The organism is Acidovorax sp. T1 (assembly GCF_002176815.1).
Taxonomy (GTDB): domain Bacteria; phylum Pseudomonadota; class Gammaproteobacteria; order Burkholderiales; family Burkholderiaceae_C; genus Acidovorax.
Genome location: NZ_CP021648.1, coordinates 1,985,397 through 2,010,766 on the forward strand (window position 1 = coordinate 1,985,397; position 25,370 = coordinate 2,010,766).

A 25,370-nucleotide genomic window follows, 5' to 3' on the forward strand; every position below is an offset into this window, starting at 1 on the left:
CGGGCCCCGCACCGATCCACCTTGAAAGGACTTTCCATGGAAGACATCGTCATTGTTTCAGCTGCCCGCACCGCCGTGGGCAAATTTGGTGGCGCACTGGCCAAGACGCCGGCCACCGAACTGGGTTCCATCGTGATCCGCGAGGCCATCGCGCGCGCGGGGCTGGCCTCCGACCAGATTGGTGAAGTCATCATGGGCCAGGTGCTGGCAGCCGGCGTGGGCCAGAACCCGGCGCGCCAGGCGTCCATGAAGGCCGGCGTGGCCAAGGAAACACCGGCCCTCACCATCAACGCCGTGTGCGGCTCAGGCCTGAAGGCAGTGATGCTGGCGGCCCAGGCCGTGGCCTGGGGCGACAGCGAGATCGTTGTGGCTGGTGGCCAGGAGAACATGAGCCTGGCGCCGCATGTGCTGAACGGCTCGCGCGACGGCCAGCGCATGGGCGACTGGAAGCTGATCGACTCGATGATCGTCGATGGCTTGTGGGATGTGTACAACCAGTACCACATGGGCATCACCGCTGAAAACGTGGCCAAGGCCTACGGCATCACCCGCGACATGCAGGACGCACTGGCCCTGGCAAGCCAGCAAAAGGCCGCTGCCGCGCAAGACGCGGGCAAGTTTGCCGATGAGATCGTGGGTGTGAGCCTGGCCCAGAAAAAGGGCGACCCCATCCTGTTCAATGCCGACGAATACCTGAACCGCAAGACCAGTGCCGAAGTGCTGGCCGGTTTGCGCCCGGCCTTCGACAAGGCGGGCACCGTGACGGCGGGCAATGCCTCGGGCATCAACGATGGCGCCGCTGCCGTGGTGGTGATGAGCGCCAAGAAGGCTGCGGCCCTGGGCCTCAAACCCCTGGCCCGTATTGCCGCCTTTGGCACCAGCGGCCTGGACCCGGCCACCATGGGCATGGGCCCGGTGCCTGCTTCGCGCAAGGCGCTGCAGCGCGCTGGCTGGAACGCCGCCGATGTGGACCTGTTCGAACTGAACGAGGCCTTCGCCGCGCAAGCCTGCGCCGTGAACAAGGAACTGTCCATCGACCCCGCCAAGGTCAATGTGAACGGCGGCGCGATTGCCATTGGCCATCCCATCGGCGCCTCTGGTTGCCGCATCCTGGTGACGCTGCTGCACGAAATGCAACGCCGTGATGCCAAAAAGGGCTTGGCTGCGCTGTGCATTGGCGGGGGCATGGGCGTTTCGCTGGCGCTGGAGCGCTGAAAGAAGTCTGGATGCCTGTGCAGTCAGCTGTGTGCTGAACACGCGCCCCCTCAAAAAGCCGCGTGGTACGCGGCTTTTTTCATTTCTGTCTTGATTGAACTCAATGGTTGCATAAATACTAAACAGTTACAATGCACACATATTGGTGCAAGTCAGGAATCTATGTCGAATCTATCCCACTCCCCACAGTCCGAAAAGTCCGTATCGCAGGGTCTGGACAGCGCCATGCTGGGCGACCGCGTCATGCTGGTGGCCATTGCGCTCAGTGCCATTGCCGCGGTGGTGCTGGGACTGCGGTTTGTGGATTCGACGCTGGCACTAGTGGCCTCGGGGGCGCTGGTGCTGATCGCTGGCGCTGCCTATGCCCTGGCGCAGGGCACGCTGGCGTCCCGTCTGGTGCTGGCCTTTGTCCAGGTGGGCCTGGTGGCCCTGCATATCCAGCTCGCGCAGGGCATGCTGGAGTTCCACTTCGGCGTGTTCGTCACACTGGCCTTGTTGCTGGTGTACCTGGACTGGCGCCCCATTGTGTGGGCGGCACTGCTGTTTGCCGTGCACCATGTGCTGTTCGATCGCCTGCAGGCGGCGGGCTTTGGTGTGTATTGCATGACCAGCCCCGACTTTGCCCGGGTGGTGCTGCACGCGGTGTACGTGGTGATCCAGACGGTGCTGGAGGTGATTCTCGCGGTGAACATGGGACGCACGGCCCGCGAGTCGCTGGAGTTGCAGCGCCTTTCGGCGGCCATGGTGCGTGGCGACCAGATTGCGCTGGATGTCTCTCACATTGCCGTGGAAACGCCCGGTGGGATGGCGCTCAAGCAGGCGCTGGAGCGCATGCACGAGACCGTGGCCACCGTTCAGGAGGCGGCCACCAGCATGGCGCTGGCCTGCCAGGAGATTGCCATGGGTGCGCAAGACCTATCGGTGCGCACCGAAGACACCGCAGGCAGCCTGCAGGCAACTTCCGCCAACATGGAGCAACTCACCGGCACGGTGCGCCAGTCTGCCAACGCATCCGAACAGGCCAATGCCCTGGCGGTGTCGGCTGCAGGTGTGGCCCGGCATGGCGGCGACGTGGTGGGGCGCGTGATCCACACCATGCGCGAGATCAACGAAGGTTCAGCCCGCATTGCCGACATCACGGGCGTTATCGACTCCATCGCTTTTCAGACCAACATTCTGGCGCTCAATGCCGCGGTGGAAGCGGCCCGTGCGGGCGAACAGGGGCGCGGTTTTGCAGTGGTGGCCACCGAAGTGCGCAGCCTGGCCCAACGCTCTGCACAGGCGGCGCGCGAGATCAAGTCACTCATCGAAACCTCGGTGCAAAAGGCCTCGGCCGGTGGCCAGCTGGCCGACGACGCGGGCCGCACCATGTCGGAGATCGTGGGCTCGGTGCAGCAGGTCAGTGCAATGATGGGCGAGATCCACGCGGCGGCGCGTGATCAGTCGACCGGCATCGCGCAGATCAACCAGGCGGTCGGCCAGCTGGACCAGATGACGCAGCAGAACGCGGCGCTGGTGGAGCAATCCGCGGCTGCCGCAGGCACGGTGACGGATCAGGCGCAGCGCCTGGCGCAGGTGGTGGCAGTTTTTGCGCTGGCGCGCAGCGCATGAGCGGGCACGTCCACGGGCGTTGGCCTGGTATCATCGACCAATGAAACCAACTGTTTTCGCCCAACCCTTTGAGCCCGTGGGCTGCGCTGCCTGTCGCGACAAGACGCAGCTTCCGTTCGATTTCACGATGGCATTCCAGCCCATCATGGACCTGCAGACCGGGCGCCCGTTTGCCTACGAAGCGCTGGTGCGGGGCGTAGATGGGCAGTCGGCAGCCACCGTGTTGTCGTGGGTGGATGAAGCCCACCGCTACCGGTTTGACCAGGCTTGCCGGGTGAAAGCCATCGAACTGGCTTCGCGCCTGGGGCTGGCCGCCTTGCCGGGTTGCCGCCTGAGCATCAATTTTCTGCCCAACGCCGTGTACCGGGCCGAAACCTGCATCCGGGCCACCATGGAAGCGGCCAAGGAATTTGAGTTTCCGCACGACCGCATCATGTTCGAAGTGACCGAAGGCGAGCAGGTGACCAACGGTGCCCACCTCAAGTCCATCTTCAACGAATACCGCCGCCAGGGCCTGATCACGGCGATCGATGATTTTGGCGCGGGCTACGCCGGGCTGAACATGCTGGTCCAGTTCCAGCCCCATGTGCTGAAGATCGACATGGAGCTGATCCGCAACATTGACCAGGATCCCGTACGCCAGGCCATCGTGGCCGGCATTGCCCTGGTGTGTGATCGCCTGGGGATCGACATCGTGGCCGAAGGCATCGAGACGGCGCAAGAGTCCGAGCACCTGCGTTCGGCCGGGATTCACTATCAGCAAGGCTATCTGTTTGCCAAACCGGGCTGGGAGACCTTGCCGCTGTCCGGCGGCAGCGCTTGAAGCGGGCAGGCAGGGCGCGCCTCATTCTCATTTTCCTGGCGCGGAGTTGCGGCGGATGTCCGCACTCTGCGCTCGCTCAATACCGCGCGCTACACGCGGGTATGGGTGGACGGGGGCGGTCTTGCAGAAAAATGGCCGCTTCAGTGTTTTCCTTCACCGCGTTGCCGCAATTCTTGGGTAGAGTGGTGCAGAACACATTACAACCAGGAGAAATCACATGAGCAAAAAAGTAGCGTATGTCACCGGCGGCATGGGCGGCATCGGCACGGCCATCTGCCAGCGTTTGCACAAGGACGGGTTCACCGTGATCGCCGGCTGCGGCCCCACGCGCGACTTCACCAAGTGGCTCGATGAGCAGAAGGCCCTGGGCTACACCTTTCATGCGTCGGTGGGCAATGTGGGCGACTGGGATTCCACCGTGGAAGCCTTTACCAAGACCAAGGCAGAACACGGCTCCATCGATGTGCTGGTCAACAACGCCGGCATCACGCGCGACCGCATGTTCCTCAAGATGACCCGGGAGGACTGGGATCAGGTGATCGAAACCAACCTCAACAGCATGTTCAACGTTACCAAGCAGGTGGTGGCCGACATGGTGGAAAAGGGCTGGGGCCGCATCATCAACATCAGCAGCGTGAACGGCGAAAAGGGCCAGGCAGGCCAGACCAACTATTCCGCCGCCAAAGCGGGCATGCACGGCTTCAGCATGGCGCTGGCACAAGAGTTGGCCACCAAGGGCGTGACGGTGAACACCGTGAGCCCGGGCTACATCGGCACCGACATGGTCAAGGCCATTCGCCCCGATGTGCTGGAAAAGATCGTGGCCACTGTGCCGGTCAAGCGCCTGGGCGAGCCCAGCGAGATTGCTTCCATCATCGCCTGGCTGGCATCGGACGAGGGTGGCTACGCCACCGGCGCCGATTTTTCCGTCAATGGCGGCTTGCACATGGGCTGATTCCGACCCGAAGCAAATAACAAAAAACCCCGCAATGCGGGGTTTTTTGTTGAGAGGAACATGGATGAAGGGGCTGCCGCCGCCATTTTGTGTGGGCGGCTGCCACGCCCTCAAAGGCGGGCCGGTGCGCGCTTGCGGTCGCGTTCGTCTTCGGGCCAGGCTGTCAAGATTGCGGTGGTATTCATACTGGAAAACTCCTGTGATGTACCAACAACGCGTTCGCTGGAGGCTTGGTTGACGTTCAAACGCAAAAAAATGCAACCAGATCACCCGTTATTCCTGCAAGAATTTTTGCTTCAAAGTTAATAGCTACCAGCGTCGGCCGCTATTGGTCAGAAAGCCAAAACAATCGCAGAAAATCACAAGAATTTACGTGTCAGGCGCTGGCGCTGGCGCCCATTTCTTCCAGTTCGGCGGAAATTTCCAGCCAACGCTCTTCCAGCCGTGCAGTTTCATCGTGGCCGGCTTTCAGGCGCCGGCCAAGGTCGGCGATTTCAGCCGGTGGCAGCGGCTGGGTGAGGCGCTGCTCCAAGTCGGCCCGCTCGGCCACCAGGGCAGATAAGCGCTGGTCGATCTTTTCAATTTCGCGTTTCAGGGGCCGGGTTCGTTCTGCCAGTTGCTGGCGTGCCTGGGCATCCTGCTTGCGCTGCTCCTTGGCGTCGATAGCAGGTTTTGCATCATTTTGGCCTTTTGCGCTTGCCTGGTCTGCGCGAGCAGCTATTGAAACAGGAGCAATGGCTGTGGCTGCCACGGCCGCAACAGGCGCCTGTGCTGCACCCGCCTTGAGCGCCGCGCTGTCGGCTGCGGCCTCCAGCTTGGCCAGTTCGCGCTGGCGCTTGGCTTCGTCCAGCAGGTAGCGCTGGTAGTCGTCGAGGTCGCCGTCAAACGGCCCCACGGCGCCGCGCCCGACCATCCAGAACTCGTCGCACACGGCGCGCAGCAGGGCGCGGTCGTGGCTGACCAGCATGACCGTGCCTTCAAACTCGTTGAGCGCCATCGACAGCGCCTCGCGCGTGGCCAGGTCCAGGTGGTTGGTGGGCTCGTCCAGCAGCAGCAGATTGGGGCGCTGCCAGACGATCATGGCCAGCACCAGGCGGGCTTTTTCGCCGCCGCTCATGCTGCCCACGCTTTGCTTGACCATGTCGCCGGTGAAGTTGAACGTGCCCAGGTAGCTGCGCAGGTCTTGCTCGCGGCTGGCTTCGCGGCTGTTGGGGCCCAGCTCGCGCGCCAGGCGGATCATGTGCTCCAGCGGGTTCTCGTGCGGGCGCAGCACGTCCAGTTCCTGCTGGGCGAAGTACCCGATCGACAGGCCCTTGCCTTCGGTCACGGTGCCAGCCAGTGGTGCCATGGTGCGGGCAATGGTCTTGACCAGCGTGGACTTGCCCTGGCCGTTGGCGCCCAGGATACCGATGCGCTGGCCCGCCAGCACGCTGCGGCTGACGTTTTGCAGGATGGTGGTTTGCGCCCCGTCTTCCGAGCGGTAGCCAAACGCCGCATCGCTGATGGCGAGCATCGGGTTGGGCAGGTTGACCGGCTCCTTGAATTCGAAAGTGAATTCGGCGTCGGCCAGCACGGGCGCGATCTTTTCCATGCGGTCGAGCGCCTTGACGCGGCTTTGTGCCTGCTTGGCCTTGCTGGCCTTGGCCTTGAAGCGGTCGATGAACTTCTTGAGGTGGGCGATTTTTTCCTGCTGCTTGGAAAAGCTGGCCTGCTGCAATTCGAGCTGCTGGGCGCGCAGATCTTCAAACTTGCTGTAGTTGCCACCGTAACGTGTGATCTGCGCGTTGTCGATGTGCATGGTGACGTTGGTCACGGCATCGAGGAACTCGCGGTCGTGGCTGATGACGATCATCGTGCCTTCGTAGCGCTTGAGCCAGGCTTCGAGCCAGACCAGGGCATCGAGGTCCAGGTGGTTGGTGGGCTCGTCGAGCAGCAGCAGATCGGAGGGGCACATCAGCGCGCGGGCCAGCTGCAGGCGCATGCGCCAGCCGCCCGAGAAGCTGTTGACGGGTTTGTCGAGCTCGGACACCTTGAAGCCCAGGCCCAGGATGAGGGCCTGCGCCCGGGGCTCGGCGTCGTGCGCGCCGGCATCGGCCAGGTCGGTGTAGGCGTGGGCGATGGCCATGCCGTCGTCGTCGGCCTCTGCCTTGGCCAGCTGGGCCTGCAGGTCGGTCAGCCGCGTGTCGCCGGCCACCACGAATGCGGTGGCGGGCTCGTCGGTTTCGGGCATGTTCTGCGCGACTTGCGCCATGCGCCACTGCGTGGGGATGTAGCAATCGCCACCGTCTTCGTGCAAAGAGCCGTTGAGCAGGGCAAACAGGCTGGATTTGCCAGCGCCGTTGCGCCCCACCAGGCCGACCTTTTCGCCGGGGTTGATGGTGGCGTTGACGCCATTGAGCAGCACCTTGGCGCCGCGGCGCAAGGTGACGTTTTTAAGAGTGATCATCAGGAAGAGAAAAAAGCAACCAGGGCCTGGCGTGTGGCCAGCAGCACTTGGTCTTCGCCCGCGCTGGTGTCTATCCAGTACACGGGCAGCTGCCCGAAGGCGGCTTCAAAGTGGGAACGCTCGTTGCCGATTTCGAGCACGAGCACCGCATTTTCGCTCATGCGGGCGGGCGCATCGTGTAGCAGCTGGCGAATGAAGTCCATGCCATCGGCGCCGCCCGCCAGCGCCAGGGTGGGCTCGGCCCGGTATTCGGCGGGCAATTGCGCCATGCTGGCCGCGTTCACATAGGGCGGATTGCACAGAATCAGGTCCCAGGGACCGGGCAGTTGCGCCAGGCCGTCCGACAACTGCAGCGTGATGCGGTCTTGCAGGCCGTGCCGGTCCACATTGATGCGGGCCACGGCCAGCGCGTCGGGCGAAATGTCGGCGCCCGTGACTTCGATGTCGGGCCAGGCCATGGCGGCCAGCACGGCCAGGCTGCCGTTGCCGGTGCACAGGTCGAGCACGCGGCGCGTGTGCGCGCCCAGAAAATCGTCAATGCTGCCATCGGCCAGCAACTCGGCGATGAAGCTGCGCGGCACGATGGCGCGCTCGTCCACGTAAAACGGCACGCCTTGCAGCCAGGCCTCGCGGGTGAGGTAGGCGGCCGGCTTGCGGCTGCGAATGCGTTCATCAAAAAGTGTAGCTGCCTGCGCAAGTTCAGCGGGCGTTACAGGCCTATTTGCCATGGAATCGGGGCCGTCGCCGAGATCGCTGTCCAGCGGCAGGCCCAGGCGCCACAGGACCAGCCAGGCGGCTTCGTCGTGGGCATTGGTGGTGCCGTGCCCGAAGGCAACGCCCGCGGCGGTGAGCAGGTCGGAGCCGGACTGCACCAGCGCGGCCACGGTGCCGCCTTGCAGGGCGGGCAGGGTGGTGACGGTGCCGGTCATGCCGCGGTCGCCTGTGTGGCGTGCAGTGGGGCCGACAGTGTGGCAGCTGGCGCCGTGCCGGCCTGGCGGTTCAGGTTTTCGAGGGTGCGGCGGTAGATGTTCTTGAGGGGCTCGATGTCGGCCACCACCACATATTCGTCGATCTTGTGGATGGTGGCGTTGGGTGGGCCCAGTTCAATCACCTGCGGGCAGATCTGCGCGATGAAGCGGCCGTCGCTGGTGCCGCCGGTGGTGGACAGCTCGGTGGTGATGCCGGTTTCGGCCAGGATGGCCTGCTGCACGGCCGTGACGAGCTCGCCCGGCGTGGTCAGAAAGGGCTGGCCGCCCAGCGTCCACTGCAGGTCGTATTCGAGGCTGTGGCGGTCGAGCAGGCTGTAGACGCGCTGCTTGAGCTTTTCGGCGGTGGATTCGGTGGAAAAGCGGAAATTGAAATCCACCACCACCTCGCCCGGGATCACGTTGGTGGCGCCGGTGCCGCCGTGCATGTTGCTGATCTGCCAGCTGGTGGGCGGAAAGAAGGCGTTGCCCTGGTCCCATTCGGTGGCGGCCATTTCGGCCAGCGCGGGCAGGGCCTGGTGAATGGGGTTGCGGGCCAGTTGCGGGTAGGCGATGTGGCCCTGGATGCCGCGCACGGTGAGCTTGCCGCTGAGCGTGCCGCGCCGGCCGTTCTTGATCATGTCGCCCGTCTTTTCGACGGAAGTGGGCTCGCCCACGATGCAGTAGTCGAGCGGCTCGCCGCGCGCCTTGAGCTGCTCCACCACCACCTTGGTGCCGTCAATCGAAGGGCCTTCCTCGTCGCTGGTCAGCAGGAAGGCGATGGAAACCTGTGGATCGGGGTGGGCGGCCAGAAACTCTTCCACCGCCACGACGAAGGCGGCGATGGAGGTTTTCATGTCGCTGGCGCCACGGCCAAAGAGCTTGCCGTCCTTGTGCGTGGGCGTGAAGGGGTGGCTGCTCCACTGCGCCAGCGGGCCGGTGGGAACCACGTCGGTGTGCCCGGCAAATACTATGGTTTTTATAGCTTGCTGCGCAGATGGTACAAGCGCTACAGGCCGTTTTGCCCATAAATTGCTGACACGCAAGCCGTCGGGCCCGCTGTCCAGCCGCTCGCAGACAAAGCCCAGCGGGGCCAGGCGTGCCGCGAGCAGGTCAAGGCAGCCGGCGTCTTCCGGCGTGATGGAGGGCAGGGAGATGAGCTGTTCGGCCAGATGCAGGGTGCGGGACATCGGAAATTTCAGGAGAAACCGGGTCAGGCGGCTTTGACGTCCAGCACGATTTCGGTAAAGGAAGGTTGGTCGTCGGGGGTTTCCCGCGCCTCTTTTTGCGCCTTGGCCGCGTTGGCCGCCAGGGCGAAGTCGTTTTGCAGGCGCCACATCAGGTTGGTGGGCGAGTCGGCGTGGGCCAGGCCTTCCTTGCGGTCAACCTTGCCTTCCATGATGAGGCGGGCCAGGGCTTCCTCAAAGGTCTGCGAGCCTTCGGCCATGGATTTTTCCATGGCCTCCTTCACGCCCGAGAAGTTGCCTTTTTCGACCAGATCGGAAACCAGCTTGGTGTTGAGCATGACTTCCACTGCGGGCACGCGGCCACCGTCCACCGTGCGCACCAGGCGCTGGGACACCACCGCTTTGAGCGCCGATGCCAGGTCGCCCAGCATGGTCGGGCGCACCTCGACGGGGTAGAAGCTCAGGATGCGGTTGAGCGCGTGGTAACTGTTGTTGCCGTGCAGCGTGGCCAGGCACAGGTGGCCCGACTGCGCGTAGGCAATGGCGGCCGACATGGTTTCGCGGTCGCGGATTTCGCCGATCAGAATGACGTCTGGGGCCTGGCGCAAGGCATTTTTCAGCGCGGTCTGCAGCGACTGGGTGTCGTTGCCGATCTCGCGCTGGTTGACGATCGATTTCTTGTTCTTGAACTGGTATTCGACCGGGTCTTCGATCGTGAGGATGTGCCCGGTCAGCTGTTCGTTGCGGCTGTCGATGATGGACGCCAGCGTGGTGCTCTTGCCCGAGCCCGTGGCGCCCACCACCAGGATGAGGCCGCGCTTTTCCATGATCAGCTCGCGCAGCACGGGCGGCAGGCCCAGCGTGTCAAACACCGGAATCTGTTGCGTGATGAAGCGGATCACCACCGCGTAGCTGCCGCGCTGGCGCATGGCGCTGATACGGAACCGGCCCACACCGCTCAGCGGCACGCCCATGTTGAGCTCGCCAGTTTCTTCCAGCTCTTCGATGCGGTCCGGGGGAACAATTTCTGACAGCAGGTTGCGCGGCGCGTCAGGTGGCAGGATCTGGTTGTTGATCGGCAGACATTCGCCGTTGATCTTGATCAGCGCCGGGGCATTGGCCGACAGAAACACATCGGAGGCCTTTTTCTCCGCCATCAGGCGAAGAATGCGTTCCATCGTGCTCATGGTGTTTCCCCCGTGCTGTTCGTATCGGTTGCGGCGCTGATCGCGCTGGCGTGCATGCGCGACCGCGCTCAGTCGCGCAGCAGGTCGTTGATGCTGGTCTTGGAGCGGGTCTGCGCATCCACCTGCTTGACGATGATGGCGGCGTACATGCTGTAGGGCGCGCCATTGGCCGCCGTCTTGGGCAGGTTGCCGCTCACCACCACCGAGCCCGACGGCACGCGGCCGTAGCTGATCTCGCCCGTGGCGCGGTTGAAGATGGGGGTGCTCTGGCCCAGATACACGCCCATGCCCAGCACCGAGTTTTCTTCGACGATCACGCCTTCAACCACTTCGGAGCGGGCGCCGATGAAGCAGTTGTCCTCGATGATGGTGGGGTTGGCCTGCAGGGGTTCGAGCACGCCGCCCAGGCCCACGCCGCCCGACAGATGCACGTTCTTGCCCACTTGCGCGCAGCTGCCCACGGTGGCCCAGGTGTCGACCATGGTGCCTTCATCGACATAGGCGCCGATATTCACGTAGCTGGGCATCAGAATCGCGCCCTTGGCAATAAAGCTGCCGCGCCGCGCCACGGCCGGGGGCACCACGCGCACGCCGGTGGCGGCCATTTCCTGGGGTGAGAGGTGGGCAAACTTGGTGGGCACCTTGTCGTAGAAGGCCAGGTCGCCCGACTGCATGATTTCGTTGTCTTTCAGGCGGAAGGACAGCAGCACGGCCTTCTTGATCCACTGGTGCACGGTCCACTGGCCCACGCCTTCGCGGGTGGCTACGCGCAGCTTGCCATTGTTCAGTTCGGCAATCACATGCTCGACGGCATCGACGATTTCCTTGGGGGCCGCTGCGGGCGAAAGGCTGGTGCGGTTGTCCCAGGCGTTGTCGATGAGGGTTTGGAGTTGTTGGGTCATGGTGTCAGGCAGTACGGGATTGGATGAATTGGACGATGCGCAGCGCGGCTTCCACGCATTCTTCGGTGTCGGCCACCAGGGCCATGCGCACGCGCTGGGCGCCGGGGTTGCTGCCCTGGACCTCGCGGGCCAGGTAGCTGCCGGGCAGCACGGTGACATTGTATTGAGCCAGCAAGGCCCGGGCGAACTCGGTGTCGGTCATGCCCAGGGCCTCGGGCACCTTGGCCCAGAGATAAAAGCCGGCGTCGGGCAACGAGACTTCCATCACGCCGGCGAGCAAGGGCGTGACCTGCGCAAACTTCTTGCGGTACAGCGTGCGGTTTTCCACCACATGCTGCTCGTCGCCCCAGGCCGCAATGCTGGCCGCCTGCACCACCGGGCCCATGGCGCTGCCGTGGTAGGTGCGGTACAGCAAAAAGGCTTTCATCAGCGCGGCATCGCCGGCCACAAAGCCGCTGCGCAGCCCCGGCACGTTGCTGCGCTTGGACAGGCTGGTGAAGGACACCAGGTTCTTGAAGTCGCCACGCCCCAGGCGGGCGGCCGCCTGCAGGCCACCCAGTGGGGGCTCGTCGCGGAAGTAGATCTCGCTGTAGCACTCGTCGGAGGCAATCACGAAGCCGTGGCGGTCACTCAGCTCCAACAGCTTTTGCCATTCGGACAGCGGCATCACGGCACCCGTGGGATTGCCGGGCGAGCAGACAAACAGCAGCTGGGTGCGCTGCCACACCGCATCGGGCACGGCGTCCCAGTCCACCGCGAAGTTGCGGGCCGGGTCGCTGGGCGCGTAATAGGGTGTGGCACCGGCCAGCACAGCCGCGCCTTCGTAGATCTGATAGAACGGGTTCGGGCACACCACCACGGGCTGGCCTTTGGACGGGTCGATCACGGTCTGCGCAAAGGCAAACAGTGCTTCACGCGAGCCGTTGACAGGCAACACCTGCGTGCCGGCATCCACGGCCAGGTCGTAGCGCCGGGACAGCCAGGCCGAAAATGCCTCGCGCAGGCGCAATTCGCCCGCCGTGGCCGGATAGCTGGCCAACCCGCCCAGATTGGCGCTGATGGCATCCTTGATGAATTGCGGCGTGGGATGGCGCGGTTCGCCCATGCCCAGGCTGATGGGGCTGTAGGCCGCTGGGGGTGTGACCCCCGCAAAAAGCTGTCGCAGCCGCTCGAATGGGTAGGGCTGCAGGTGGGAAAGCAGGGGATTCATGGGGCTGCATTATGGGCGATGCCATACAGGGACACGGCCACGCCGGCCCTGTGCGCCTCAAGGGGAGGGCGGATTTCGCCGCTCTCGGGCGCGGGCCATGGCCGTGGCAATGGCTGCCTGGCGCGCCTCGGGCGCCGTGGAAGCCGGGGCGGCCCGTGCGCTGTCCGCCGCAGGAGCGGGGCGCGCATCCGGTGGCGTGTCCGTGTCCGGCCCGGCTTCGGGCGTTGCGGCGCCGTGCTGCACCAACCGTTGCTGGCGATGGGCGTAGCGCTGGCGCGCACTGTCGGCCTGCGTCTGGGTCCAGGCGGCCCAGCCGGTGGCGTTGCCACTGGCGTTTTCGAGCTGAATGCAGTCGACCGGGCACACCGGAATGCACAGCTCGCAACCGGTGCAATGGGCGGACATCACGGTGTGCATGAACTTGTTGGCGCCCACAATGGCGTCGGTCGGGCAGGCCTTGATGCACAGGGTGCAGCCAATGCACCAGTTTTCATCAATCACTGCCACTGTGCGCGGGGCTTCCAAACCATTTTCGGGATTGAGTGGCTGCACGGCCTGGCCTGTGATGGCGGCCAACCGGGCCACACCCTCCTGCCCGCCGGGCGGGCACTGGTTGATGGACGCAAGCCCCTCGGCAATGGCCTGGGCATAGCTTGCGCAGTCGGGGTAGCCGCAGCGGGTGCACTGTGTCTGGGGCAGGGCCGCGTTGATGCGCTCCGCCAACCCGGTCGCGGGCAGCAAGCCTGGCATCAGCGGCTGAGAGTTTTTTGCCCGTGCCCGAAAGGCGGGTCAAAACGCCGCTGATCGGGGGCGGCACAAGCACAGCCATAGCTCGGGCTATGGCGCGCATTGGCAACGACGAGCAGGGATGTTTTGGTGTGCAAGGCGGGCATAGGCAAAAGATTCTCAGCCTCTCAGGCCTTGCGCGTTGGTCGTTTTGGGCTCGGTGCCACCGGCGCTGAGGCCCGCGCAGTTCCGGCAGTTTTGGCTGCAGCCGCCGTGCTCGGGGCTGTGCTGGCGGCGTCAGTGCCCGCAGTTGTCACCCACCGCGTTGCCACGCTGGCGGGCGCCGGGTTCGGGCGGGCAGCCTGCGCAGCTTTGGGCTTTGCCACAGCGGCGGGAGCGGTCACGGCGGGCACGGCTGCCTTGGCCGTGCGCTTTGCCGGGCGGGCGCTGGCGATCTCAGGAACAACTTTGGCGGCTGCTTTTGCCGCAGCCCGGGGCGCTTTGGCCGCAGATGGGCCCTCAACGGAGGGCTCTACCGGGCTTGGGCTCACTGTCTGTGCGGCGTTTGCTGCGCTGGAATTCTCCGGTGCCGGGGTTGCAATCACGGGCGCACTGGGCACGGGTGTCGCGCTGACAGCGGCCAACGGTTCACTGGCGGGTGTGGCCACAGGCGTGGATGGTTTGTCTGAGGGCTTTTCGTGTTGCAGGATGAAGGCGCGCACTTCGGGATACACGATGTCGCGCCAGCGCCGGCCACTGAAAATGCCGTAGTGGCCCGCACCCTTGGCTTCGAGGTGGTGCTGCTCCTTGCGCACAATGCCCGTGCACAGGTCGTGCGCAGCCTCGGTCTGGCCCGAACCCGAGATGTCGTCGAGCTCGCCTTCCACCGTGAACAATGCCGTGGTGGTGATGTCTTGTGGGCGCACGCGCTCGATTTTGCCCTCGGGCGAGCGCACATCCCAGGTGCCATGAACCAGCGAGTAGTCCTGGAATACGGTCTTGATGGTTTCCAGGTAGTAGTCCGCATCCATGTCCAGCACGGCGTTGTATTCGTCGTAGAACTTGCGATGGGCCTCGACGCTGGCGTCATCGCCCTTGATCAGGTCCTTGAAGTAGTCGTAGTGGCTGGTGGCATGCCGGTCGGGGTTCATGGCCACAAAGCCCGTGTACTGCAGGAAACCGGGATACACGCGACGCCCTGCACCTGGGAAATTGTCGGGCACTCGGAAAATGACGTTGTTTTCAAACCACTCGTAGCTGCGGTTCGTGGCCAGGTTGTTCACCGTGGTAGGGGACCTGCGCGCATCAATGGGGCCACCCATCATGGTCATGGTGATGGGCGTGGTCTCACCCCGGCTGGCCATCAGCGACACGGCGGCCAGCACTGGCACGGTGGGCTGGCAGACGCTGATGACATGGCAGTTGCCATAGGTGCCTTGCAGGTGGCGAATGAACTCCTGCACATAGTTGACATAGTCATCGAGGTGGAACTCCCCCTCGGACAGCGGCACCAGGCGGGCACTGCGCCAGTCGGTGATGTAGACCTTGTGGTCCTTGAGCATGGTGCGCACTGTGTCGCGCAGCAAGGTGGCGTAGTGCCCTGACAGCGGGGCTACGATCAGCACCACGGGTTGGCCCTTGAGCTTGGTCAGCGTGGCCGGATCGTCCGAAAAGCGCTTGAAGCGGCGCAGTTCGCAAAAGGGCTTGTTGAGCTCGACGCGCTCATGGATGGCCACGCCCACGCCGTCCACATCCACCGTCGGGATGTCGAAGGCGGGTTTTTCGTAGCCCTTGCCCAGACGGTACAGCAGGTCGTAGCCGGCAGAAACGCGCTGCGCCAGCGGCACTTGGCTCAGGAACGAAGAGGGGTGGCTGTACAGCTTGGAGGCCGCCTGGGTAAATTCGGCAAAGGGCTCCATCAGGGAGCGCTGGGTTTCGTAGATCTGGTAGAGCATGGGAGAAACTCCGTTATGTTGCAGTGCAATATAACAGCATCTGGTTACGAGCGTCTGGAGTGAAAACACCAATCCGAAGTCACCTGGGTGACAGCCTGGTGACTTTCGTGCCGGTCCGTTATTGTGTTGTATTTGCTATACAAATGATAGCTTTTGGCGCAATCCTGTCATGGGCTACATGCTAATTTGATGCCTAAAAGTCTGTCATGTGCCGTCCTTGCCCTGGCTTACGTTCTGCCGTGTTCCTGCAGCCAGGCCTCAAAAGCTTCCCGCGCCACGTTGCGCAGGGCCGGGCGGAACGCAATATTGTTACTGAGGTACAGGCAATGGCGAATCACGGTGTAGGGGTTGAAGCTTCCCTGCGGGTTCTGCTCTTCAAAATAAAGCTTGTAGCGCTTGACCACGGCAATGGTTTCGCGCAGCAGCGCATTGAAGCGGGCGCGGGTCATGCCGGATGACCAGCTCTGGATGTCGTCCACAAAGCTGTCCACCTTGGAGGGTTCGAACTCAAAATCCTTGAAAAAGTGGTTGGCAATCTTGAGGAAGGTGAAGGCATTGAGTTCGCTGCCTGCGGTGGGCGACTTCTCCGCTACCTGCACACCGGTTTCGGGCAGCGCTTCGGCGGTTTCGTCGGGGGCCTGCAGCAGCTCGGCTGCGGTGGCGTCCCGGATCTGGCGGAATTCGCGGTCGGCCAGCTCGAACAAGGCTGACAGCACATTGATGCGGCGCTTGAGCTGGCCGGGAATGGATTTTTTGTACTTGATCTTGTGGTCCAGCACGCTCCATGAATCCTGGATGATGGTGCGCACCTGCAGCTCGAACGCATGGGCCGCATACGCGGCGTGCTCGGGCAACGCCCGCTGGGCGGCGTTCAGCCGCAGGTCCAAGTGCAGGCCCTTGTAGCCGAACGAGGCCTCGGTGTTCTCTACGGCGGCCACCTTGTCGGTGACGTCCATCACATCGAAGTGCGAACGCACCAGGTGGGCGACCTTTTCGAGCTCGTCTTCATACAGGCAAACCACGCGCACCCCGATCAGGTCGGTGATGTAGGGGGCAATCTCGTAGGGCTCGTTGGCTTCCTCCAGCGCTGGCCGGTACTTGCGGGTGAACTTGCGAATGGACTCTTCCTTGTCCTTCACGCGCCCCTCCACCTTGGACACATCCACCTGCCCCGAAGGGGTCAGCAACGCCGTGAGCAGGGTGACGAACGATGCGCAAGCCTCCTGCAGGCGCGGCAGGTTCTGGTCGTGGAAGGCATGGAAACGGGCTTCCTCCCGTTCGAAGTCAAGCGAAGGCATAGGGTCGTTCTTGAATGCACCTGTGGCCTGAATCGTAAGGCCTGCGCCAGCATGTGTCGCAACCGGACGGCGGGTGCCGTGCGCAATTTTGCGAATCCATGCCGCGGGGGGCATAAATACTTAGGGCCGGCGGCCATGACCTTGTCCATAATGCTGGCAGGCCGTCTTGGCGCTCGCGCGCCGCCGGTTTTTGCAGGCTGCCTGCCGCGACCCGCAACCACCCACCTTTGTGAACCCATGAGCCAAGCCCGCCAGTATGAGGAGCTTCCCGCCCCGGAAAGCCACTGGCGTCCACTCGCACTGCTGGGCCCGGTGGTGGCATTGTTCCTGATGGGGCTGACCTTTCTGTTCTGGCAGGCTGCAGATCGGGAGGTCGAGGCCAAAAAGCGCCAGGCGTTCACCGCCTCGGCGGACCGCATCGTTGACAGCCTCAAGGACCGGATGGCCACCTTCGAGCTGGTGCTGCGGGGCGTGAAGGGGTATTACGACGGCTCCGACAGCATTGATCGCAATGAGTTGTTGGCGCCGACCGAAAACTGAGCCACTTTTGAGGGTAGTGCCGACCCAAAACTGAGCCAGGTGAACAACTTAATCTGCTGCTTTTTTGTGCAGCAGAGGACAAGGAGTGATCACCATGGACATGATTGGCAGGATCCGGCATTTGTATGCCCGCAAGAACAAATCGGAGCGCGAGATATCGCGCATGACAGGGCTATCGCGCAACACGGTGGCGAAGTGGCTGCACGGCGAGGTGGACGGCCCACCGAGGTACCGCCGCAGCGAACAGCCCAACAAACTGACGGCGTTTCATGACGCGCTCATGCTGGCCTTGAAGGCCGATGCACGGCGGCCCAAACACGAGCGGCGCACGGCCAAGGCGCTGTACGCCGAGATCAGGCAAGCGGGCTACGAAGGGGGTTACACGCGGGTGACCGACTTCATCCGGGCGTGGCGCCAGAGCGAGGGTCAGGGGGCGGCCGTCAATGCCTTCGTGCCGCTGGCCTTCGAGCTGGGAGAGGCTTTCCAGTTCGACTGGAGCGAGGAAGGCATGGTGATCGGCGGCATCTACTACCGGGTGCAGGTCTCGCATATGAAGCTGTGTGCTTCGCGGGCCTTCTGGCTGGTGGCGTACCCCAGCCAGGGTCACGAGATGCTGTTCGATGCCCACACCCGATCGTTCGCCGCGCTGGGCGGCGTGGCACGCCGGGGCATCTACGACAACATGAAGACCGCTGTAGACAAGGTCAAGAAGGGCAAGGGACGCATCGTCAACGAGCGCTTTGCCACCATGTGCGCGCACTACCTCTATGACCCGGACTTCTGCAACGTGGCCAGCGGCTGGGAGAAAGGGGTGGTGGAGAAGAACGTGCAGGACAGCCGCCGACGCATCTGGATCGACGCGGCGCAGATCAAGTTCGGCAGCTTCACCGAACTCAACGCCTGGCTGGGCCAGCGCTGCCGCGCGTTGTGGGACGAGGTACGCCACCCCGAGCACAAGCAGTTCAGCGTGTCGGAGATGCTCGAACACGAGCGGGCGCACCTCATGCCCATGCCGCTGCCCTTCGACGGCTACGTCGAGAAACCCGCGCGGGTTTCCAGCACCTGCCTGGTGTCTGTGGCGCGCAACCGGTATTCGGTGCCGTGCGAACGCGTGGGCCAGATGGTGAGCACGCGGCTGTACCCGGGCCGCGTGGTCATCGTGGCCGATGATGAGGTCATCGCCCGCCACGAACGTCTGAGCAACGCGGGCGAGACCCGGTACGACTGGCAGCACTACATCCCGCTGCTGCAGAGAAAGCCCGGGGCGCTGAGAAACGGAGCGCCCTTTGCGGACATGCCCGAGCCACTGCAGCGGCTGCGCCGCGGGCTATTGCGTAACCCGGGAGGCGACCGGGTGATGGCGCAAGTGCTGGCGATTGTGCTTGGCGCCGGTCTGGACGCGGTGCTGGTGGCCATCGAGCTGGCGCTGGAGAGCGGTGCGCCAGGCAAGGTGAGCGTGGAGCATGTGGTCAACGTGCTGAGCCGGCTCAACGCGCAGCCGGCACCTCCCACGGCGGCCACACGGCTGAAGGTGACAACGCCACCGCTGGCAAACACGGCCCGCTACGACAGCCTTCGGGCCGACACCGCGGACAGTGCCGTGGGCGCCACCACCGAAGGAGCCCGCCATGAAGACTGATGTGCTGGTCGAACTCAAGGCGCTGCGCCTGCACGGCATGGCCGGTGCCTGGGCTGATCTGGTCGAGCAAGGCGGTGGCGATGGCGGCGGCCTGGGCATCGAGACCTCGCGCTGGCTGATCGAGCACCTGCTGCAGGCCGAGGGCACGGACCGGGCGATGCGCTCGATCAGCCACCAGATGCACGCGGCGAAGTTCCCGGTGCACCGGGACATGGCGGGCTTTGACTTCTCGGTCTCGCCGGTGGACCGAAAGCTCGTCACCACGCTGGCCGGCACTGCCTTTACCGACGAGGCGCACAACGTGGTGCTGGTGGGCGGCCCGGGCACGGGCAAGACCCATCTGGCCACTGCCATCGGCGTCTCGGGCATCACCCGCCATGGCAAGCGGGTGCGGTTCTACTCCACGGTCGATCTGGTTAACGCACTGGAGCAGGAGAAGGCGCAGGGCAAGGCCGGTCGCATCGCCACCAGCTTGCTGCGCATGGACCTGATCATCCTGGACGAGCTGGGTTATCTGCCGTTCAGCCAGGCCGGCGGGGCGCTGCTGTTCCACCTGCTGAGCAAGCTGTACGAACACACCAGCGTGATGATCACGACCAACCTGGACTTCGCCGAATGGTCCAGCGTGTTCGGCGACGCGAAGATGACCACCGCGCTGCTGGACCGTCTCACGCACCACTGCCACATCGTGGAGACGGGCAACGAGTCGATCCGGTTCAGCCGCAGCACGGCCGCTGCGAAGAAGCGGATCAAGGCCCGGGAACAGGACCGAAAGAGTGCCTCAACGCAGGCTGAGCCCGACCCATTCTGAGCAGGCACCGCGCAGGGCAAGCCGCTACGGGCTACGCCCTTCGCGGCTTGCCCAGCGCCTTCAACACATCAGCAAGGAGATCAGCAAACCAGGATAGCACCTACACTTATCCACAGCCGACCCTTGAAACGTCGGCTTCCACCCCTGGCTCAATATTCAGTCGGCACGGTGGCTCAGATTTGGATCGGCGCCGACAGCAATGAGTTTCATGCTTACGTACAAGCGCTGCGCCTGTCGGAAACCCGGCCCGGGCTGCAGGGCGTGTCGTACGCGCTGGACCTGCCGGCCGACCGGCTGGACGCCCACATGGCACAAATGCGCGCGCGGGGCTTTTCTTTCTACACCGTGCACCCGGCGGGGGTCCGCGCGCGTTACACGCCCCTTACCCATATCGAACCCCAGTCCATCGACAACCTCAAGGCGCTGGGGTTTGATATCTCCACCGTGCCGGCCGCCCGTGAAGCGCTCGACCGCGCGCGTGACACCGGACAGCTGGCGTTGACCGCGCGGCTCAGGCTGCAGCAGGACATCGGCCGCAATTCCGTCAGCGGGCTGGTGATGTACCTGCCAATCTACCAAAAAGATGCCGACCTTGACTCGGTAGAAGGCCGCCGGCGTGGCGTAGTGGGCTGGGTGTCGGCGCCTTTTCGTGTCCCTGAGTTGTTGCAGGGCCTCGCGCAGCAACTCGACGCCGACATCGACCTGGCCATTTATGACGGCAACCCAGAGGCGGGCGGCACTCTGCTGCATGGCAACACCAACCTGCCCACCGCCCCGGAAGGCGTGTCTAATGGCTTGCGCGCCACGCAGCAAATGCACCTGGGCGGGCGCACCTGGACCCTCGTGATGCAACCGCTGCCGGCTTTCACGCGGCGCTTTGACGACACCGACAACGGCCTGTTTGCCGCCATGGGTGCGGCCCTGAGCCTGCTGGTGGGCGGGCTGATCTGGGTGATGGCCACGGGCCGCGAGCGCGCAGTTGGCCTGGCCCACCGCATGACGCAGGCGCTGCGCAGCACGCGGGACGATCTGGAAAGCACGCTCAATGCCATTCCGGACCTGTTGTTCGAAGTGGGGCTGGATGGGCGCATCCACCATTGCCGCGCCGCGCGTTCGGTGCTGCTGGCCGCCGCGCCGCCCGAGATGTTCCTGGGCCGGCTGATGGACGAATTCGTGCCGCCAGAGGCTATCGCCGGGTGGCGGGCCGCGTTGCAGGCGGCCCACGACACAGGCCATTCGATCGGCCACCAGTACCGCCTTGAACTGGGGCAAAAGACGCACTGGTTCGAGCTGTCCATCGCCCGCAAGGAAAGTGCAACGCCCGGGCAGATTCCCCGTTTCATTGCCTTGTCCCGGGACATCACTGAACGCAAGCTGGCCGAGGCCCGCACGCACCAGCTGGCCTACTTCGACGCGCTGACCGGTCTGCCCAACCGCCGCATGCTGCTGGACCGGCTGGATCACGCCCTGATGTCGGCGCGCAAGTCGGGGCAGGTGGGGGCGTTGCTGTTCATTGACCTGGACAATTTTAAGCAGATCAACGACGCCCGCGGCCATCCGCTGGGCGATGTGTTGCTCAAACAGGTAGCGCAGCGCCTCACGCAATTGCAGCGCCCCGGCGACACCGTCGCGCGAATAGGGGGCGACGAATTCGTGTTGCTCGTCAACGACATTGCCACTGACATGGAATCGGCCGGGCGTGGCGCATTGCTGGCGGCCGAAGCCGTACGCGCGGCCCTGGAGGCGCCCTACACCATCGAAACGCACCTCTACAGCAGCACCGGCAGCATCGGCATCACCCTTTTCCCCAAGCGCAGCGAAGAGGTCGAGGACCTGCTGCGCGAGGCCGATACCGCCATGTACCGTGCCAAGGATCTGGGGCGCAACCGCATCCGTTTCTATGAAGCCGACATGCAGGCCGACGTGCAGGAGCGCCTGGCGTTGGAGCAGGACCTCAAGAAGGCCAGTGCCGATGGCCAGCTGACGGCGTTCGTGCAGTCGCAGGTGGATGCGGCCGGCACGGTGATCGGCGGTGAGTTGCTCATGCGCTGGAACCATCCGGTGCGCGGCAGCGTGCCGCCCAGCCGCTTCATCCCGGTGGCGGAATCGTCAGGCCTGATCCTGCGCATGGGCGACTGGATGATCCGGCAGGCCTGTGAGACGCTGGCCCGCCTGCACGCGGTGGGGCAGGATCTGTCGATCTCGGTCAACGTGAGCGAGCGCCAGTTTCGCCAGGACGATTTTGTCGAACGCGTGCGCGACATGCTCGCGCAGACCGGCGCTCCGGCGGCCCAGCTCATCCTCGAGGTCACCGAAAGCCTGCTGATCGAAAACCTCGACGACACCATCGCCCGCATGACCGAATTGGGGCGGCTCGGTGTGCGCTTCTCTATCGATGATTTCGGCACCGGCTACTCCAGCCTGGCCTACCTCAAGCGCCTGCCCCTGTACGAGCTGAAGATCGACAAGAGCTTTGTGCAGGACACGCCCGACGACCCCAGCGACACGGCCATCGTGCAGTCCATCATTTCGGTGGCCAGGCACCTCAAGCTGCGCGTGGTGGCCGAGGGCGTGGAAACACGCGCCCAGGCCGACTTTTTGGTGGCCAGCCATTGCGACTGCCTGCAGGGCTATCTGTTTTCCCGACCCGAGCCCTTGCAAGGGTGGGTGGAGCGCCAGCTGGGCGCGGGGTGATGGTGCAACGGGCCCACAACCCCTCATTCGCCGGGGCGGCGAATCCAGTTCAGGCCGCGACCGGGCTGGCGTGCGCCAGGGCCATCACTTCGTGCGGCGGCAGCCCCTTCAAGCGATGATCGCTCCACACTTGGCGCCAGCGGCGTGAGCCTGCCAGTCCATGGCGCAGGCCCAGCATGTGCCGCGCGATGCTGGCCCAGGGCGTGCCATGCGCAGAGGCCTCGCGCGCCATGTAGTCCACCATGGCGGCTTCCACGTCCTCGCGGGTGAGCGTGCTTTGTGGGGCCCCGTAGTACAGCGCATCCCAGCTCGCCAGCCACCAGGGGTTGTGATAAGCCTCACGGCCCACCATCACGCCATCGAGCCCGGCCAGCTGCTCCTGCACAGCGACATCGGTGTTCAGGCCACCGTTGATGGCAAAGATCAGGTGCGGGAAATCGGCCTTGAGCTGGCGCACCACGTCATAGCGCAGCGGGGGCACTTCGCGGTTTTCCTTGGGTGACAGTCCCTTGAGCCAGGCATTGCGCGCATGCACGATGAACACCGCGCAGCCCGCAGCGGCCACGGTGCCCACAAAGTCGCGCACAAAGGCGTAGCTTTCGTCCTTGTCGATGCCGATGCGGTGCTTCACAGTCACGGGCACCTGCACCACGTCCACCATGGCCTTCACGCAATCGGCCACCAGCTGGGGCTCGTTCATCAGGCAGGCACCAAAGGCACCGCGCTGCACGCGCTCGCTCGGGCAGCCGCAGTTGAGGTTGATCTCGTCATAGCCCCATTGCTCGCCCAGCCGCGCACAGTGCGCCAGGTCGGCCGGCTCGCTGCCGCCCAGCTGCAAAGCCACAGGGTGCTCTTCGGCGTTGAAGCGCAGATGGCGCTGCACATCGCCATGCACCAGCGCGCCCGTGGTCACCATCTCGGTGTACAGCAGGGTGTGCCGGCTCAGCAGCCGGTGCAGGTAGCGGCAGTGGCGGTCAGTCCAGTCCATCATCGGGGCGACGGACATGCGCCAGGGGCTAAGTGGTTGATTGGATTGGGTAGTTTTCAAACATCAAGCCTGTGCGTTGTTCAGTGGAATAGGGCGGCTGCACACGCGTTGGGCGGGGTGAGCCGTGCGAAATTCGGGCAGCCTGGCCATGCAAATCGATGGCGCAAATATTGCATTATCGTTTCAGGTCTTGGCAGGCAAGGGGCGCACCAGGGGCGGGAAGGTGAATCTTCCACAGAGTGCGCCTCCATGCTGAGAGAGACGAAAAAGCAGAACTTGGTCAGATCGGCAAGGTCGTTAGAATCAAGCCGTTCCACTCAAAAAGTGTTTCAAAATTATTCCGATGGCTTATGTAACGCCCTTCTTCGGTCAATTTACAAACATTTGATCCATCCCTTGCCTGTTTTTCGGGGCATTGTCAGAACCATTTAATGCTGAAGTATCAGAAATCAACATTTACTTTCTGTTGGAAGTCATCCCGCTGGCCCGTCCTGTTGGCAGCTGCGTGGCTTACCGGTTGTTCCTATGCCCCAGGCCTGACCATGGGGGACAATCGCTGTGCAAGCCGCATCGGAGCAGCCGGTTGTTCCTATGCCCCAGGCCTGACCATCGGGGGGGCTTTGCCCACCTCCACAGCGCAAGCCAATGCTTCCGCGTCACGGGCGGCAGGCGCGGAAGTCGATGCACCACCGCCCGGCGCATTGCTCAGCATCACGCCAGAGCTCATTCGCCAAGAGCGCTCTGCACGGGTCACCGATGTCGGGCAAGACGTCAAGCGCCTGTTTGACGAAGCCAAGCCCTACCTGATCGGCCCTGGCGATGTGCTCAACATCGTGGTCTGGGACCACCCAGAACTGGCCATCGTGCCGGCTGGTTCCTCATCTACCGCAGACGCATCCAGCCTCACGTCGGTCGGCAACGGCTACAACGTCAGCCCCGCCGGCCTGGTCCAGTTCCCCTACGTTGGCAATCTGAAGCTGGGTGGCCTGACCGAATACGAGGCACGCGACCTGCTCACGACGCGGCTGTCCAAATACCTCAAGGACCCGCAAGTCACCGTTCGCATTCAGGCCTACCGCAGTGGCCGCGTCTATGTCGATGGCGAGGTGCGCAATCCCGGCCTGCAGCCCGTCACCGACATACCAATGACCCTGCCTGAGGCCATCAATCGTGCTGGCGGCTTCACCGCCACGGCCGACCGTTCCACCATAGCGATCTCACGCAACGGCAGCACCACCGCCATCAACCTTCCGCAGCTCACCGAGCTCGGCATCAATCCGTCCCGCATCCTGCTGCGCAGCGGCGACCTGGTGCGCGTGCTCAACCGCGACGACTCCAAGGTCTACGTTATGGGCGAAGTCACCCGCCCGCTGGCGCAGCCCCTGCGCAATGGCCGCCTCACGCTCAACGAGGCGCTGGGCGAGGCCGGTGGCGTCAGCCCTGTCTCCGGCGACCCGCGTCAGATCTATGTGGTGCGTGGCGCGCCCGACGGCCAGACCCAGATCTTCCACCTCGATGCCCGTTCGCCCGTGGCCTATGCGCTGGCCGAGGGCTTCGAACTCAAAGCGCGCGACGTGGTCTATGTCGATCCGACATCGCTGGTGCGCTGGAACCGCGTCATCAGCCTGATCCTGCCGAGCGCCTCGGTTGTCAACAGCACCAGCAATACTTTCAGGTGATTTCAGCGTAGCCAGATGCAACACATCCTCACTCTGTGCGTCGGCAACATCTGTCGCAGCCCCATCGCCGAAGTCCTGCTGGCCCAGCAATTCCCCGACAAGACCATCTGGTCGGCCGGGCTCGATGCCCTGGCTGGCAACCCGGCCGACCCCCTGTCCATCGAAGTCGCCGCCGCGCATGGCGTGGACCTGTCGGCCCACCGTGCCCAGCAGTTGGTTGGCTGGATGTGCCAGCGCGCCGAGTTGATTCTGGTCATGGAGCAGGGGCACAAGACCCAGCTCGAACAACAGTATCCATTGGTGCGTGGCAAGGTGTTCCGCCTGGGCGAGATCGGCAAATTCGACATTGCCGACCCCTATCGCCAACCCCGTGATGCCTTTGAAACGGCCTATGACCACATCGCCCGTGGTGTGGCCGACTGGGCGCCGCGCATCCGGCTGCTGGGGTGAACTGCAAAATACTTCCTGCTTCCACTTCCCTCCAATACCCACGCAAGAACACCTGTACCCTCGGGAATAGGCATCGAGACAGCAAGAAT

At 63.9% G+C, this 25,370-nt stretch carries 20 protein-coding genes; 10 read left to right on the top strand and 10 right to left on the bottom strand.

Annotated elements, in window-relative coordinates:
* Positions 1 to 36 precede the first annotated feature (36 nt).
* From CCX87_RS09280 to phbB, 4 genes are all read left to right on the top strand, one after another.
* Positions 37 to 1,215: an acetyl-CoA C-acetyltransferase gene (locus CCX87_RS09280; RefSeq protein ID WP_087745733.1), complete on the top strand. Its 1,179-nt coding sequence runs from the start codon at positions 37 to 39 to the stop codon at positions 1,213 to 1,215.
* 162 nt (positions 1,216 to 1,377) lie between these two features.
* The gene (locus tag CCX87_RS21540) at positions 1,378 to 2,826 is read left to right on the top strand and encodes a methyl-accepting chemotaxis protein (protein WP_269466816.1); all 1,449 of its coding nucleotides are present in this window, start codon (positions 1,378 to 1,380) and stop codon (positions 2,824 to 2,826) included.
* 40 nt (positions 2,827 to 2,866) lie between these two features.
* Positions 2,867 to 3,649, top strand: a complete 783-nt coding sequence (locus CCX87_RS09290; protein WP_087745738.1) for an EAL domain-containing protein — start codon at positions 2,867 to 2,869, stop codon at positions 3,647 to 3,649.
* Between the two features lie 217 nt (positions 3,650 to 3,866).
* The gene (phbB, locus tag CCX87_RS09295; protein ID WP_086912362.1) at positions 3,867 to 4,604 is read left to right on the top strand and encodes an acetoacetyl-CoA reductase; all 738 of its coding nucleotides are present in this window, start codon (positions 3,867 to 3,869) and stop codon (positions 4,602 to 4,604) included.
* A gap of 376 nt (positions 4,605 to 4,980) precedes the next feature.
* Here the strand turns inward: phbB and CCX87_RS09300 are convergent, their stop codons facing one another.
* The 9 genes from CCX87_RS09300 to CCX87_RS09340 form a co-directional block, all read right to left on the bottom strand.
* Positions 4,981 to 7,050 carry an ABC-F family ATP-binding cassette domain-containing protein gene (locus CCX87_RS09300; protein ID WP_087745740.1) on the bottom strand — a complete coding sequence of 690 codons (2,070 nt, stop codon included), beginning with the start codon at positions 7,048 to 7,050 and terminating at the stop codon, positions 4,981 to 4,983.
* Entirely contained in the window at positions 7,050 to 7,979 is a 930-nt protein-coding gene (prmB, locus tag CCX87_RS09305; RefSeq protein WP_087745742.1) for a 50S ribosomal protein L3 N(5)-glutamine methyltransferase, read from the bottom strand. The genes CCX87_RS09300 and prmB overlap by 1 nt, the downstream gene beginning before the upstream one ends.
* Positions 7,976 to 9,205, bottom strand: coding sequence for a succinyl-diaminopimelate desuccinylase (dapE, locus tag CCX87_RS09310; RefSeq protein ID WP_087745745.1), 1,230 nt, complete (start codon positions 9,203 to 9,205; stop codon positions 7,976 to 7,978). The genes prmB and dapE overlap by 4 nt, the downstream gene beginning before the upstream one ends.
* Positions 9,206 to 9,228: 23 nt before the next feature.
* Complete coding sequence (locus CCX87_RS09315; RefSeq protein ID WP_087745747.1) at positions 9,229 to 10,389, bottom strand: PilT/PilU family type 4a pilus ATPase; 1,161 nt, start codon at positions 10,387 to 10,389, stop codon at positions 9,229 to 9,231.
* 68 nt (positions 10,390 to 10,457) lie between these two features.
* Positions 10,458 to 11,291 (bottom strand): 2,3,4,5-tetrahydropyridine-2,6-dicarboxylate N-succinyltransferase, encoded by an 834-nt coding sequence (gene dapD / locus CCX87_RS09320; protein ID WP_087745749.1) that lies wholly within the window; start codon positions 11,289 to 11,291, stop codon positions 10,458 to 10,460.
* 4 nt (positions 11,292 to 11,295) lie between these two features.
* The gene (gene dapC, locus CCX87_RS09325; protein ID WP_087745751.1) at positions 11,296 to 12,501 is read right to left on the bottom strand and encodes a succinyldiaminopimelate transaminase; all 1,206 of its coding nucleotides are present in this window, start codon (positions 12,499 to 12,501) and stop codon (positions 11,296 to 11,298) included.
* A 57-nt stretch (positions 12,502 to 12,558) separates the two neighbouring features.
* Positions 12,559 to 13,251 (bottom strand): electron transport complex subunit RsxB, encoded by a 693-nt coding sequence (rsxB, locus tag CCX87_RS09330; RefSeq protein ID WP_087745753.1) that lies wholly within the window; start codon positions 13,249 to 13,251, stop codon positions 12,559 to 12,561.
* A 164-nt stretch (positions 13,252 to 13,415) separates the two neighbouring features.
* Positions 13,416 to 15,182 carry a polyhydroxyalkanoate depolymerase gene (gene phaZ / locus CCX87_RS09335; RefSeq protein WP_087745756.1) on the bottom strand — a complete coding sequence of 589 codons (1,767 nt, stop codon included), beginning with the start codon at positions 15,180 to 15,182 and terminating at the stop codon, positions 13,416 to 13,418.
* Between the two features lie 227 nt (positions 15,183 to 15,409).
* Positions 15,410 to 16,480 carry a GTP pyrophosphokinase gene (locus CCX87_RS09340; RefSeq protein WP_087745758.1) on the bottom strand — a complete coding sequence of 357 codons (1,071 nt, stop codon included), beginning with the start codon at positions 16,478 to 16,480 and terminating at the stop codon, positions 15,410 to 15,412.
* 237 nt (positions 16,481 to 16,717) lie between these two features.
* Here CCX87_RS09340 and CCX87_RS09345 point away from each other — a divergent pair, with 237 nt between their 5' ends.
* From CCX87_RS09345 to CCX87_RS09360, 4 genes are all read left to right on the top strand, one after another.
* Positions 16,718 to 17,020 (top strand): hypothetical protein, encoded by a 303-nt coding sequence (locus CCX87_RS09345; protein WP_087745760.1) that lies wholly within the window; start codon positions 16,718 to 16,720, stop codon positions 17,018 to 17,020.
* A 94-nt stretch (positions 17,021 to 17,114) separates the two neighbouring features.
* Positions 17,115 to 18,659 (top strand): IS21 family transposase, encoded by a 1,545-nt coding sequence (istA, locus tag CCX87_RS09350; protein ID WP_087748263.1) that lies wholly within the window; start codon positions 17,115 to 17,117, stop codon positions 18,657 to 18,659.
* Positions 18,649 to 19,470 carry an IS21-like element helper ATPase IstB gene (gene istB, locus CCX87_RS09355; RefSeq protein ID WP_087745763.1) on the top strand — a complete coding sequence of 274 codons (822 nt, stop codon included), beginning with the start codon at positions 18,649 to 18,651 and terminating at the stop codon, positions 19,468 to 19,470. Before istA ends, istB begins: the two co-directional genes overlap by 11 nt.
* Before the next feature lie 168 nt (positions 19,471 to 19,638).
* The gene (locus tag CCX87_RS09360; RefSeq protein ID WP_232476516.1) at positions 19,639 to 22,164 is read left to right on the top strand and encodes a bifunctional diguanylate cyclase/phosphodiesterase; all 2,526 of its coding nucleotides are present in this window, start codon (positions 19,639 to 19,641) and stop codon (positions 22,162 to 22,164) included.
* Positions 22,165 to 22,213: 49 nt separating this feature from the next.
* Here the strand turns inward: CCX87_RS09360 and dusA are convergent, their stop codons facing one another.
* Entirely contained in the window at positions 22,214 to 23,212 is a 999-nt protein-coding gene (gene dusA, locus CCX87_RS09365) for a tRNA dihydrouridine(20/20a) synthase DusA (protein ID WP_087745767.1), read from the bottom strand.
* Positions 23,213 to 23,694: 482 nt separating this feature from the next.
* Here dusA and CCX87_RS09370 point away from each other — a divergent pair, with 482 nt between their 5' ends.
* Both CCX87_RS09370 and CCX87_RS09375 read left to right on the top strand, forming a co-directional pair.
* Positions 23,695 to 24,831, top strand: a complete 1,137-nt coding sequence (locus CCX87_RS09370; protein WP_232476519.1) for a polysaccharide biosynthesis/export family protein — start codon at positions 23,695 to 23,697, stop codon at positions 24,829 to 24,831.
* Positions 24,832 to 24,846: 15 nt separating this feature from the next.
* A complete protein-coding gene (locus CCX87_RS09375) occupies positions 24,847 to 25,281 on the top strand; it encodes a low molecular weight protein-tyrosine-phosphatase (RefSeq protein ID WP_087745770.1) in 435 nt (144 codons plus the stop codon).
* Positions 25,282 to 25,370: the final 89 nt, after the last annotated feature.

Excerpts from the sequence above, each read along its gene's own strand:
- CCX87_RS09280 (WP_087745733.1), top strand. The coding sequence starts at position 37 with ATGGAAGACATCGTCATTGTTTCAGCTGCCCGCACCGCCGTGGGCAAA.
- CCX87_RS21540 (WP_269466816.1), top strand. The coding sequence starts at position 1,378 with ATGTCGAATCTATCCCACTCCCCACAGTCCGAAAAGTCCGTATCGCAG.
- CCX87_RS09290 (WP_087745738.1), top strand. The coding sequence starts at position 2,867 with ATGAAACCAACTGTTTTCGCCCAACCCTTTGAGCCCGTGGGCTGCGCT.
- phbB (WP_086912362.1), top strand. The coding sequence starts at position 3,867 with ATGAGCAAAAAAGTAGCGTATGTCACCGGCGGCATGGGCGGCATCGGC.
- CCX87_RS09300 (WP_087745740.1), bottom strand. The coding sequence starts at position 7,050 with ATGATCACTCTTAAAAACGTCACCTTGCGCCGCGGCGCCAAGGTGCTG.
- prmB (WP_087745742.1), bottom strand. The coding sequence starts at position 7,979 with ATGACCGGCACCGTCACCACCCTGCCCGCCCTGCAAGGCGGCACCGTG.
- dapE (WP_087745745.1), bottom strand. The coding sequence starts at position 9,205 with ATGTCCCGCACCCTGCATCTGGCCGAACAGCTCATCTCCCTGCCCTCC.
- CCX87_RS09315 (WP_087745747.1), bottom strand. The coding sequence starts at position 10,389 with ATGAGCACGATGGAACGCATTCTTCGCCTGATGGCGGAGAAAAAGGCC.
- dapD (WP_087745749.1), bottom strand. The coding sequence starts at position 11,291 with ATGACCCAACAACTCCAAACCCTCATCGACAACGCCTGGGACAACCGC.
- dapC (WP_087745751.1), bottom strand. The coding sequence starts at position 12,501 with ATGAATCCCCTGCTTTCCCACCTGCAGCCCTACCCATTCGAGCGGCTG.
- rsxB (WP_087745753.1), bottom strand. The coding sequence starts at position 13,251 with ATGCCAGGCTTGCTGCCCGCGACCGGGTTGGCGGAGCGCATCAACGCG.
- phaZ (WP_087745756.1), bottom strand. The coding sequence starts at position 15,182 with ATGCTCTACCAGATCTACGAAACCCAGCGCTCCCTGATGGAGCCCTTT.
- CCX87_RS09340 (WP_087745758.1), bottom strand. The coding sequence starts at position 16,480 with ATGCCTTCGCTTGACTTCGAACGGGAGGAAGCCCGTTTCCATGCCTTC.
- CCX87_RS09345 (WP_087745760.1), top strand. The coding sequence starts at position 16,718 with ATGAGCCAAGCCCGCCAGTATGAGGAGCTTCCCGCCCCGGAAAGCCAC.
- istA (WP_087748263.1), top strand. The coding sequence starts at position 17,115 with ATGGACATGATTGGCAGGATCCGGCATTTGTATGCCCGCAAGAACAAA.
- istB (WP_087745763.1), top strand. The coding sequence starts at position 18,649 with ATGAAGACTGATGTGCTGGTCGAACTCAAGGCGCTGCGCCTGCACGGC.
- CCX87_RS09370 (WP_232476519.1), top strand. The coding sequence starts at position 23,695 with ATGGGGGACAATCGCTGTGCAAGCCGCATCGGAGCAGCCGGTTGTTCC.
- CCX87_RS09375 (WP_087745770.1), top strand. The coding sequence starts at position 24,847 with ATGCAACACATCCTCACTCTGTGCGTCGGCAACATCTGTCGCAGCCCC.